Here is a 12,370-nt window from a genome sequence, read left to right on the forward strand (position 1 = left end):
ATCTTGATCAATGACCAATAACCAATAACAAATGACCAATGACCAATAACCAATAACCAATGACCAATAACCAATAACCAATGACCAATGACCAATAACCAATTACCTTATTCGGATGTCTAATTACAATGCTGGAAATAGAAACTTTACGCGAAGTGAAACTGTTTGCAGACTTAACGGATGAGCAGTTGCGGTGGTTGTGCGAACAAGGAAAAGAAGTTTGGCTTGAACCTGGTGATATCCATCGTGCTGCGGGAGATCCTGCGGATCAAATCTTTATCTTGATTGACGGTGAGGTGCAAATTACTCAACAAGTAGGTAATCAAAAGATTATTTTGGTTAACTATGGCTCAAAAACCTTGTTTGGTGAGTTGCTAATGTTAACTGGAGAAACCCGATTACCCGGTACTGGTAAAGCTGTGCAGTCTTGCCATATTCTGGAATTAGACAAAGATACATTTTGGCAAATGCTGGCCACAATGCCTGCTGTGACTACTTCTATATTGCAAACAACAGCACAGCGGTTACAGGAATTACAATCCATGTCCCAGCAGCGGGAAAAATTAGCTGCTTTAGGAACTATGGCCGCTGGACTTTCTCATGAGATGAATAATCCCATGGCTGCGGTCAGACGTGGTATTGGGGAACTGCAACAGCTATTTCAAGATTTACCATCTCTGGTTTTGCAACTGAGTCAGCAGCAACTGAATCAGGAACAAGTCAAATATTTGGCTGTTTTGCAAAAAGATGTAATTGAGCGACAGCAAGAGTTTTCTGCACTCTCTCCCTTGTCTCAATGCGATCGCGAAGATGAACTAATCGACTGGCTAGAAAATCATGGAGTTAAGGATGGCTGGAAATTAGCTCCTACCTTGGTTGCGATCGGACTAAATTGTGAAGATATCGACAAAATTATCCAGCAAGTATCGGCTGAGTCTTTAGGAGCAATCTTAGCTTGGCTAGAAGCTACATTAACAGGATTAGGACTGCTTTCCGAACTAAAAACAGGTTCAGCCCGTGTATCGGAGCTTGTGAAGGCACTTCAGGATTATTCCTACATGGATCGCGCCCTTCTGCAAGAAGTCAATATCCATGAAGGCATAGAAAGTACCCTGAAAATGATGCACCACAAATTCAAAGATGGCGTAGTCATAACTAGAGAATACGGTAATTTACCCAGAATTAGCGCCTATGCTAGTGAGTTAAATCAAGTATGGACACATCTGATTGATAATGCCTTGGATGCCATTGGTTGTGAAGGTCAAATTTACATCCGGACTAAGTGCGAAAATGAACAAATTTTAATAGAAATTGTTGATAATGGACACGGTATATCACCAGAAATTCAATCCCGCATTTTTGAACCATTTTTCACTACCAAGAGTGTTGGACAAGGCAAAGGATTAGGTTTGGATATCGTTTACCGGACTGTGGTTGGTAAACATCAAGGTGATATCAAATTTACTTCCTCTGCCGGTAATACCTGTTTTCAAATTCGTCTACCTGTTGAAATTAAATCATGTGATGGGTGAGATAACAGAGATGACAGAGATAAGGAGGTAATATTTATCTTGCTTCTGCCTTCTACTTCTTGTCGCCTAATTTCTAACTTGCAACTGACACATTAAAATAGTTACAAAATTCACTGGATCTTTATTCGTGAATCGAATAACCTAGACTGTCAGCTATCTTCTTTTAGGAAATTTATGAACAAAAAGCTTATACTTAATTTGCTTGCTAGTTCCTCAATTTTTACATCCTTAATGTCTACACTGGGGATAATCAATCCTGCCCATGCTGGTGTTAATCTTAACCAGCAATTAATGCACACAAATGATGGTCGTACCTGTATCACTAATCCCCACGGAATGAAAAATTTTGTGTGTATCCGAGATGCTGAGAGAGATCCAAAGGCTGCTCCTGCTCCTAAATTAATGGTACTCTCGATGCAGCCATCTGATCGCAACATTGCAGAACTGGATTTTACGGAGGAGGAAAGTGATGCGGCAATTAGGATCTTTACGTGCGACTGTCCTTTCTGTATCAATTCTTTACGACAATTACGTGGTAGTGGCAACCTAGTTTACTAAGTTTTATAAGCATCAGTGATGCAGTGAAAACCTGTAGAGACTTTATTTACAACGTCTCTACAGAAAGCTTGAGAAAATTATCATCACGACGTAGAAACGTTCCGTTTTCTTTAATGAGGAGCTTTTATGCTGCAAGAATCCCATAATTCTGCTACTCTTTTCCCTCGGTTGTCAGATGAAGTTTTACAGCATCTGAAGGAATATGGAACTGAGATAGATTTGAATAGAGGTGAGTATTTATTTAAAGAAGGCGATTGCAGTTATGACTTTCACGTTGTTTTAGAGGGAGAAATCCAAGTAACAAAGCAATTAGGGGGTCAAGAAAAGATACTCGCTAAACATCAACGGGGTGAGTTTATTGGTGAGATTTCTATTCTCACAGCAGCTGATTCTATTGTTAGTGGATATGCAACTGTAGCTAGTCGGATACTCAAGCTAGAACTCAAAACTTTTAAACAAATTATTGCTACTTTTCCACCTTTAGCTGATATTGTCATCTCAACTTTAGCCGCAAGAACAAAAACAGTTGAAAAACAACTACAACAGCATGAAAAATTGGCATCTCTGGGTAAATTATCAGCAGGAATTGCTCATGAATTGAAAAATCCAGCCGCAGCAGGAGCCAGAGTAGCAGAAGAATTACAAACTCGGTTTCAAGAATCACAAACTCTAGCTTTACGACTGAATCAATATTCATTTACTAAAGCACAATTAGATTTTTTAGCAGACTTTCAATATCAAGCTCAATCTGGTATGGTTTCAACTAAACTTGATTTGCTCATGCAGAGCGATATTGAAGATGAAATTACCGACTGGTTAGAAGAACATAAAGTAAGTAAAAGTTGGGAAATTACTGCAATTTTAGTAGATGCTGGTTTAGATAGCCAAAAACTAGAAATTATTACCCTGAAAATACCTGAAAATGCTATTACTGATGTCATTCATTGGTTGGCGGCTAATTTAACAACTGCAACACTAATTAAAGAAATTGAACAAAGTAGCACTCGTATTTCTGAATTAGTGAAATCGGTTAAATCCTATGCTCACATCAATCAAATTCAAGTTGATATTCAGCAAGTTGATGTTCATGAAGGAATTGAAAATACTCTTACCATGCTCCGTCATAAATTAAAAGGTGGTATTGATATAAAACGGGAATATGGACAGAATTTGCCATTGATTAGCACCTATGGTAGTGAACTTAATCAAGTTTGGACAAATTTAATTGATAATGCTATTGATGCTCTCAAGGGAAAAGGTAAAATTTGCATACGTACTTTCCAAAATGATGACTATTTAATAGTAGAAATTGCTGATAATGGATCTGGTATTCCTCCAGAAATTCAAGCCCGCATTTTTGAGCCATTTTTTACTACAAAAGGAGTTGGTCAAGGTAGTGGTTTAGGTTTGGATATTGTTCATAATCTGATCGTTGATAGACATCATGGAAAAATCCAACTTCACTCCCAACCAGGGGAGACACGCTTTCAAATATTTCTTCCTATCGGGGTTGTACTAAATTAAATATAAGCATGAAATCAATGTCTTTGATTTTTGTAGCTATAATATAGAAATACTATTTGATTGTTGAATAAATTCTATTTGTAGGATGTAAATTACTAATCATGAAATTTTTAACTTCTGCCATTACTATATTAGGAATTGGTACTAATTTATTAGTATCTGATCCGAGTATTGCTCAATCATCTAAAGTTGAAGAATTTATTGCTAGCGGTGCAGAGCCATTTTGGAGTGTGACTGTCGGTAAACGCGGAATTATCTATGCTTCTCCAGACATGAAACAGCAAACTTTCCCCTATACCAGACCATTAAAAGCTGAAGGAAGACCAACAGATGTAGTTAGAGTTTACCGACTTAGAGGCAGGGAAAACAATATATTAATTCTGAAAAAAGTGAGTAGCTGTAGTGATACAATGTCAGATATAAATTATCCATATTCTGCTGTTTTTATTTTGGGTAATAAAATCTTAGAAGGTTGTGCTAGAAAGAAATAATACAGTTAGTAACACCAATATCCATATACAAAATATATTTTGCTACACTGTTAATAGTGATTTATTTTTTTGAATCTAAATCGGAATATCAGAATTATGCAAAGAATTTATATAGAAAATTTCGGTCCCGTTAAAAAATTCGAGGCTGATGTTACAGATGTAATGCTGTTAATTGGTCCCCAAGCAAGTGGAAAAAGTACAATTAGCAAGATAATTTTTATATTTAAATCTTTAAAAGAGCAAATACTTAATTATATATATGCTAATACTATAGATAATTCGCAATCATTATTAAATGATATAAGCTCAATAATATTACTCACATATTTTGATATTAAATTAGATGGTAAAGTATCTAGTATAAAATATCAATACTCAGACGAAAAATATATAAAAATTTCTGGGTCTATATATAAGAAATATATTGAAACTAGTCCAATTCTTGAGAAAGAGTTAGATTCGCTAATTACAGAAATTTCAAATTACAAAATAATCTCCAAAGAACAACAGAATAAATTTAAGTCATTAGAAGAATTACGAGAACTAGAATCAGATAGAAGATTACAGTTTAAAAATTTTAAATCACGCATTGATCATATTTTTGAAGAAAAACACTACCCTGTATTTATTCCTGCTGGTAGAAGTTTAATGTCTACATTAACTGAACAACTCCAAGAAATCAAAAATCCAGATACATTAGACTACTTTACAAAATCTTTTGTAGAAAGAATTAATTTATTAAAAACTTACTTTACAGATGATTTAAATACTCTCATTCAAAATAGAAATATTGCTTTAAATCTAGGTTCTGATTTATCAGAGTTATTGAAAAAAATCCTTAAGGGTGAATATAGATTTAATGCTGATTTTGACAAAGAAAGAATTTATATTAATAATGAAAAATATGTCAAATTACAATATGCTTCTTCAGGACAACAAGAATCAGTTTGGATTCTATTGTTGATATTTAGATATATTTTAGATAGAACGAGTGTATTTATGGTTTTTGAAGAACCGGAAGCACATCTTTATCCTGAAACCCAAAGTGACATTGTAGAATTAATTGGTATATTAGCAAATCTTTATCATAATCAAATAATAATAACTACCCATAGTCCTTATATTCTTTCATCTTTCAATAATCTTTTATATGCTCATCAAGTAGGTGAAAATAAAGTTGGTGATGAAAGAGAAGCGGTAGAAAGTATTGTTAATAGTAAAAGTTGGATTGATCCAGATCGCATTTCAGCTTACTTTATATCTGAAAATGGCTGTGAATCAATTATTGATGAAGAACTGAAATTAATTAAAGCTGAAAAAATAGATAGCGCATCCAGTATAATTAACAACAAGTTTAATGATTTGTTTAATTTAGATGACTGAGTATGTGTAACGATTTTTTTAGAACAAGTGAATGTAAGGAATTTTGTGATACTAGGAAAACCATAGTTGTTAAAGATTCTGGGAATAAACAAGAGTATAGAGTCACTAATGACAACGGTAAAGAGATTTGTAAAATTAAGGTAGATGGGTGCCTAATTAAAGAAGGTGAAAGATGTGATTACCTAATTTTATCATGTGAAGATAAATCAGCCTTTTTTGTAGAATTAAAAGGACATGATTTACAAAAAGCAATTGGACAAATAGATTCATCTATCACTAAACTGATGACTGAAATAAAAGAATTTAAAATTTATGCACGTATTGTATTAAATAGAAATCCCACTCCTGATATTAATAGTTCTATGGAAATTAAACTCAAGAAACGTCTAAAAAAACACAATGTTAACGATTCTGGTAATCTGATCAAATATAAAAGTCAGGTCTTAGAAGAAAAGTATGTAACTAGCAAACAATCAGATCCCCCAACTTATTCAAAAAGTTAGGGATCTAAATATTAACTAACCAGTAATAGTTCCCGTCAAAGGTGAACTAGCACTAGCATAGTCTTTCATCGGCATTCTTCCCGCTAAATAAGCCATGCGACCGGCTACTGCTGCCAAATTCATCGCATAAGCCATAGCTGGGGCATTTTGAGCCAGTGCGATCGCACTATTAATTAATAACGCATCCGCCCCCAATTCCATCGCCTCAGAAGCCTCAGAAGGCGCACCAATACCAGCATCTACAACAACAGGGATCTTGGCATTTTCAATAATAATCTGAATATTGGCAGTAGTTTTCAACCCTTGTCCTGAACCAATAGGGGCTGCTAAAGGCATCACCGTTGCACAACCAACTTCCTCTAAACGCTTGGCTAACATGGGATCAGCATTAATATAAGGCAAAACAGCAAAACCTTCCTTTACCAACTGTTCAGCGGCTTGCAGAGTGCCAATGGGATCGGGAAGTAAATATTTGGCATCAGGTATTACCTCCAATTTGACAAAATTATTATCTTCCTGTCCCAATAACTTCGCCATTTCACGTCCCAAACGAGCCACCCGAATTGCTTCTTCTGCGGTTTGACAACCTGCTGTATTCGGTAACATCCAGATTTTCTGCCAATCTAAAGCTTCCGCTAAACCTTCATGTCCAGGTGCTTTAGTTTGCACTCTCCGCACTGCTACAGTCACAATTTGACACCCACTAGCGGCAACACTTTGCTGCATTTCCTCAATACTGCGATATTTACCAGTTCCCGTCATTAAGCGAGATTGAAAAGTTTTGCCAGCAATAATCAATTTTGAATCTTGAATAGTCAAATCAGTGGCTTGTAGACTACGGTTTCCGTTGGTGAAATTAGCAGAATGAGTGAGCATGGATGTAGTGGTAGATGACTGAGCTTGAAAGCGCGAATAATGAAAATTAGCCAGGAGAGGATCTGCCTTTTTTTCCCAAATCAAATCAGCAATTAATGCTGCTGTCACGGGTGCAAGTAAAATGCCATTGCGGAAATGTCCCGTAGCCAAAGTTAAATTATCACAATGACTATTGCCCAAAATAGGTAATTCATCGGCAGTAGAGGGGCGAAATCCCCACCACATTTCTTGAATGGAATAATTTGCTAATTGGGGATAGAGACGAATAGCCGCTTGGAGTAAACTTTGAATTCCGGCTGGAGTGTTGTCGGGACTAAAGCCCACATCTTCACTAGTTGCCCCCAGAATAATAGAACGATTACGCCGGGGGACAATGTAAATATTTTCACCGTAAAGCACCCGTGTCAAAGGTAATTCCGGGACAGATTCCGGTACTCGCAAACTCAGCATCTGTCCTTTGCGGGGACTCACTGGTAAAGGTAATAATTGATTTGTCCAAGCACCAGAGGCTAAAACATAATGGGAGGCGTGAAGTAAACCCAAATTGGTTTGGACACCGATAACTTTCCCTTGTTGTTGTGCGATCGCTTCTACTATCACCCCATCCTGGAATTCCACACCCAAAGACTCAGCAGCAGTCCTCAAAACTTTTACCAAAGCGCGATTATCAACTTGCCCATCTTCAGGATACCACCAGCCCCCAATCACATCTGCTCCCAAGCCTGGTTGATATTGCTCAATAGCTGCTTTATCTAACCAGTAAGCTGGAGATTGGCGATTGGCGATTGACGATTGGGAAGAGGCTATAGATAATCCTTCCTCTGCTCCCTGCTCCCTGCTCCCTGCTCCCTGCCCCCCTGCCTCCTGATACACTGGAGCGAGGATGCCGCAAGGCCAATAACCTGTATTTAAACCAGTTAAATCTTCTAGTTTGCTTGTCCAGTTAGGATATAAAAAGCGCGATCGCCAACATAAAGAAAGCATCGCCCCATTAGATATTTTTTCCGCATCAGGAGCCAACATCCCTGCGGCTGCATGACTGGCTGCGGCAGAAAAATCACGGCAAAGCAAGGTGACATTTGCCCCCCGTAATTTAAGTTCGACAGCGCAAGCCAAGCCGATAATGCCACCGCCAATAATTAAAATGTCACTAGTCATTAGTCATTAGTCATTACTACATAACTAATAACCTATCAGGATTGACCTACCCCCAACTTCTAGCCCTTAAAAAGGGGATTTAGGGGGATCTATCAAGTATTGGATACCACAGGAAAAAGTTTTCAGACATCTCTGACTACCACAAAGCGCTAATAGGTTCTTTTTCTTGATCAAGATTACCTGAACTTGAACTACTGTCTGTTATGGAAGTATCAGTATTACTTCCGTCTTGTGTACTATCATTTATTCCTGTAGACTCCGTAGAAGCATTATTTTGAGCTACGCTGGTGCGGCGATTATCATTAGCAAAATCATTGTTGTTAACAGTTTCAGAATCATTGCTGTTAACAGTTTCAGAATCATTGCTGTTAGCAGTTTCAGAATCATTCCGGGTGGCCGTGCTATTAACATTAATATTAGCCGGGAGGACGCTGGAAGCTCTACGTCCAGGCGGAACATTAGCACTTTGTTGTCCGCCCATAGGAAAATTAATGCCTAGCAACGTACCCAGCAAAATTGCCACGCCTCCAGCCATCAGAATTAAGGGTGTCCATCTACCCATCTTGTTTCTCTCCTTGTTAACCTTCTGGTGTCCAAACTAATTGAGAACCTTGACCCCAAAATCCATCAAACTTTGTTATTTTCACATCACCTAAAACCTGAGTTTGGCAAGCTAAACGCAAGTCTGATGTAGGAGAATGGGGAGGAAGCGAACGCCGCGTTTGATCACGCCAATTCGCTGCGGATACTTCGCCTTCTACCTTAACCGCACAAGTACCACAACTGCCAATTCCTCGACAATTTATGAGCTTGGAACCGCCATTGTAGAGGTCAATGCCATTTTCTAACAGAACTTTGCGTAAATTGGCTTGGCTTTCACACTCAATTAATTTACCTTGAGCTACTACTTGGGGCATATTGAAATTACCAAAATAGCTTTTTGTTGTATGTTGGCACATCGCCGCAAAGTTGTCTCTCAGGTGTAAGTGTTGAACTAAAGGTTCACCAAATTTTTATGACCACAACTCCCTCAAATCAACTTTGGCTTTATGACACTACTCTCCGGGACGGGACTCAACGGGAAGGATTATCAGTGTCCATAGAAGATAAGTTACGCATTGCTCACAGACTTGATGAATTAGGGATTCCCTTTATTGAAGGCGGTTGGCCAGGAGCAAATCCCAAAGATGTACAATTTTTCTGGCAACTCCAAGAAAATCCGCTCAAACAAGCAGAAGTTGTTCCCTTTTGCTCCACTCGTCGCCCTCACACTAAAGCAGTAGATGAACCAATGCTGCAAGCGATTCTGGCAGCAAGTACGCGCTGGGTGACAATTTTTGGTAAATCTTGGGATTTACACGTCACAGCCGGACTGAAGACCAGTTTAGAAGAAAATTTAGCCATGATTACTGACACAATTGAGTACCTGCGTTCTCAAGGACGGCGTGTCATCTATGATGCTGAACATTGGTTTGATGGTTACAAACAAAACCCTAATTATGCTTTACAGACATTAAAAGCAGCATTAACCGCAGGGGCTGAATGGTTAGTTTTATGTGATACCAATGGTGGGACTTTACCTCATGAAGTTTCTCAAATTGTGGAATTAGTCATTAGTCATTTGTCATTAGTCATTTGTCAAAAATCAATGACAATTCCCCAAATCGGCATTCATACTCATAATGATTCAGAAATGGCTGTAGCTAATGCCCTAGCAGCAGTAATGGCTGGGGCGAAGATGGTACAAGGTACAATCAACGGCTATGGTGAACGCTGCGGTAATGCTAACCTGTGTTCTCTGATTCCCAATTTACAACTAAAGCTTGGTTATAGCTGTATCGGTGAACACCAGCTAAATCAACTTACAGAAGCTAGTCGCTTTGTTAGCGAAGTTGTAAATCTCGCTCCTGATGAACACGCGCCTTTTGTGGGACGTTCTGCTTTTGCTCATAAAGGTGGTATTCATGTATCAGCAGTAGAACGTAACCCTTTGACTTATGAACATATTCAGCCGGAACAGGTCGGAAACCTGCGCCGAATTGTCATTTCTGAACAGTCTGGACTCAGTAATGTGTTAGCTAAAGCCCGGACTTTTGGGATTGAATTAGATAAGGAAAATCCCCAAGCACGGCAAATTCTCCAACGCATGAAGGATTTGGAGAGTGAAGGATATCAATTTGAAGCCGCAGAAGCAAGTTTTATCCTACTAATGTATGAGGCTTTGGGTCGGCGTGAGCAGTTTTTTGAAGTTAAAGGTTTTCAAGTCCACTGTGATTTGGTTGAGGGGAAAGAAACGACCAATTCTTTGGCAACAATTAAAGTAGCTGTGAACGGTAACAATATTCTGGAAGCGGCGGAAGGTAATGGTCCAGTAGCAGCTTTGGATGCAGCTTTACGCAAAGCATTGATCAACTTTTATCCCCACATTGCTGCTTTTGAGTTGACAGATTATAAAGTCAGAATTCTCAATGGACATACGGGTACAGCAGCTAAAACCCGCGCTTTAGTAGAATCGGGAAATGGTCAACAACGTTGGACAACTGTAGGAGTTTCTACAAATATTTTGGAAGCTTCTTATCAAGCGGTAGTTGAAGGTTTGGAATATGGTTTGTTGTTACATTTCCAAGCAGAAAAGGTGTTGAAACTTTCTTGAGTTAGAAGTCAGAAGGCTGCTCAACGCCCCGCTACCCCTAACAGGCTGAATAATCGGGTTTAAGACCCCCACTAAATTTTCAATTTGGTGGTCTACCTTTTGGGAACGCCAAGGGAGAACAATCAGTGGCGGGTCTGAATCTTCCACTGATTGTATTCTGACTCCTGAATTCTGACTTCTGAATTCTTCTTCAAGAAATATCTTTCAATTCAGCGGTGCGGACTGAAAGCAACTGTGTTTGATTACCTCGTTGCACTTTCACTTGCAATAATTGACCGAGCTTGCTATCTTCCACCACTCCTTGCAACTGTTCTGCATTGGTGATTGGTTTACCATCAATCTGCACAATTACATCTCCACGGCGGATACCTGCATTTGCGGCTGGAGAATTGGGGACAACCCGCATGACTAAAACGCCTTTGACTTCAGGAATCTCAAACATGGAGTTGGGATCACTGTTATTTGTTTTGGCTAATTGGGGTGTTAAGGTGATCATTTGTACACCTAAATAGGGGTGAGCAACTTTTCCATCTCGTTGCAATTGAAGTGCGATCGCTTTAGCTTTATCAATAGGAATCGCAAACCCAATCCCCATCGCATCTGCACGAATCGCAGTATTAATCCCAATTACCTCACCTTCACCATTTAATAAGGGTCCACCAGAGTTACCAGGGTTAATTGCCGCGTCAGTTTGAATGAAATCTAGGCGTTTATCGCTAATTCCTACTTGGGCGCTAGAACGTTTGAGAGTACTGACAATGCCCAATGTAACGGTATTATCAAATCCTAAAGGATTACCAACTGCGATCGCCCAATCTCCAACCTGTACATTATTAGACGAACCCAAAGCTGCAACCGGTAAATCATTACCAGCATTAATCTTGACAACCGCCAAATCAGTTACTTCATCAATGCCTTTCACAGTTCCTTCAAATGTGCGACCATCTTTCAGGCGGACTGTCACTTTATCAGCTTGATCTACCACATGGGCATTAGTCAAAATTAGACCACTTTTGTCAATAATAAACCCAGAACCTAAACCGCGTAACTGCTCAGTTGGTGACTGTTGAGAGAAGCTATCACCAAAAAATCGCCGGAAAAAAGGATCTTCCATCATCGGTTCAACACGGTGGGTAATTGTTCGCTCTGTATCAATTCTGACCACAGCCGGCCCCACACGATTCACCGCAGCCGTGACAAAACTACTACTACCAACAGCCGCAACAGCCGGAGATAGCTTTTGAGCAACTACAGAATTGGGCGCAGGTTCCGCCTGAGATGGTAACACTTGTAAAGAGGTAACGCTCAACATCACTCCCATAAAAATTGCGATTCCTACGGAGCGCTTCGCTATCGCATGGGTAGTGAGTTGGCGTATAGACCGGGGTAGTTTGGAAATTTGCATAATTACAACCTAATCTAAAAGCCTCAGAAAAAACAACAGATAAACGATAAAGTTATTTACAATTGTTACAGCTTGGATAAAAATCCACGTCTATTAACGTTCTTACCTTCATTCAAGTTTCTTTAAACGATTTCCCGATGGAATTTGTCCTACTACGATTAAGTTAATGGGTAAGGATTCAGGATACAGAATATTTGATATAGCAAGGAACAGACGAGAAAAATATTCTTCCTCATCCTGACTCCTGACTCCTGACTCCTGACTCCTGACTCCTGACTCCTGACTCC

At 39.0% G+C, this 12,370-nt stretch carries 11 protein-coding genes; 7 read left to right on the top strand and 4 right to left on the bottom strand.

The window, feature by feature from the left end; translation table 11 throughout:
* The first annotated feature begins 128 nt into the window (after positions 1-128).
* From VB713_RS11410 to VB713_RS11435, 6 genes are all read left to right on the top strand, one after another.
* Positions 129-1,532 carry an ATP-binding protein gene (locus tag VB713_RS11410; RefSeq protein ID WP_323311671.1) on the top strand — a complete coding sequence of 468 codons (1,404 nt, stop codon included), beginning with the start codon at positions 129-131 and terminating at the stop codon, positions 1,530-1,532.
* A gap of 174 nt (positions 1,533-1,706) precedes the next feature.
* Entirely contained in the window at positions 1,707-2,090 is a 384-nt protein-coding gene (locus tag VB713_RS11415) for a hypothetical protein (protein ID WP_323311672.1), read from the top strand.
* 126 nt (positions 2,091-2,216) lie between these two features.
* Complete coding sequence (locus tag VB713_RS11420; RefSeq protein WP_323311673.1) at positions 2,217-3,614, top strand: ATP-binding protein; 1,398 nt, start codon at positions 2,217-2,219, stop codon at positions 3,612-3,614.
* 101 nt (positions 3,615-3,715) lie between these two features.
* A complete protein-coding gene (locus VB713_RS11425) occupies positions 3,716-4,105 on the top strand; it encodes a hypothetical protein (protein WP_323311674.1) in 390 nt (129 codons plus the stop codon).
* Between the two features lie 96 nt (positions 4,106-4,201).
* On the top strand, positions 4,202-5,488 hold the full coding sequence (locus VB713_RS11430; RefSeq protein ID WP_323311675.1) for an AAA family ATPase: 1,287 nt from the start codon (positions 4,202-4,204) through the stop codon (positions 5,486-5,488).
* A 2-nt stretch (positions 5,489-5,490) separates the two neighbouring features.
* On the top strand, positions 5,491-5,991 hold the full coding sequence (locus VB713_RS11435; protein WP_323311676.1) for a hypothetical protein: 501 nt from the start codon (positions 5,491-5,493) through the stop codon (positions 5,989-5,991).
* Positions 5,992-6,006: 15 nt separating this feature from the next.
* Here VB713_RS11435 and thiO read toward each other — a convergent pair whose 3' ends face one another.
* The 3 genes from thiO to VB713_RS11450 form a co-directional block, all read right to left on the bottom strand.
* Positions 6,007-8,025 carry a glycine oxidase ThiO gene (thiO, locus tag VB713_RS11440; RefSeq protein WP_323311677.1) on the bottom strand — a complete coding sequence of 673 codons (2,019 nt, stop codon included), beginning with the start codon at positions 8,023-8,025 and terminating at the stop codon, positions 6,007-6,009.
* 136 nt (positions 8,026-8,161) lie between these two features.
* Complete coding sequence (locus VB713_RS11445; protein ID WP_323311678.1) at positions 8,162-8,587, bottom strand: hypothetical protein; 426 nt, start codon at positions 8,585-8,587, stop codon at positions 8,162-8,164.
* Between the two features lie 16 nt (positions 8,588-8,603).
* On the bottom strand, positions 8,604-8,942 hold the full coding sequence (locus VB713_RS11450) for a 2Fe-2S iron-sulfur cluster-binding protein (protein WP_323311679.1): 339 nt from the start codon (positions 8,940-8,942) through the stop codon (positions 8,604-8,606).
* A gap of 98 nt (positions 8,943-9,040) precedes the next feature.
* Between VB713_RS11450 and cimA the strand changes: the two genes are divergently transcribed.
* The gene (gene cimA / locus VB713_RS11455) at positions 9,041-10,678 is read left to right on the top strand and encodes a citramalate synthase (protein WP_323311680.1); all 1,638 of its coding nucleotides are present in this window, start codon (positions 9,041-9,043) and stop codon (positions 10,676-10,678) included.
* 190 nt (positions 10,679-10,868) lie between these two features.
* On the opposite strand, the gene VB713_RS11460 is transcribed toward cimA, so the two are convergent.
* Entirely contained in the window at positions 10,869-12,083 is a 1,215-nt protein-coding gene (locus VB713_RS11460) for an HhoA/HhoB/HtrA family serine endopeptidase (protein WP_323311681.1), read from the bottom strand.
* Between the last annotated feature and the right edge of the window lie 287 nt (positions 12,084-12,370).

Origin of the sequence: Anabaena cylindrica UHCC 0172 (genome assembly GCF_034931625.1) — a bacterium.
GTDB lineage: Bacteria > Cyanobacteriota > Cyanobacteriia > Cyanobacteriales > Nostocaceae > Anabaena > Anabaena cylindrica_A.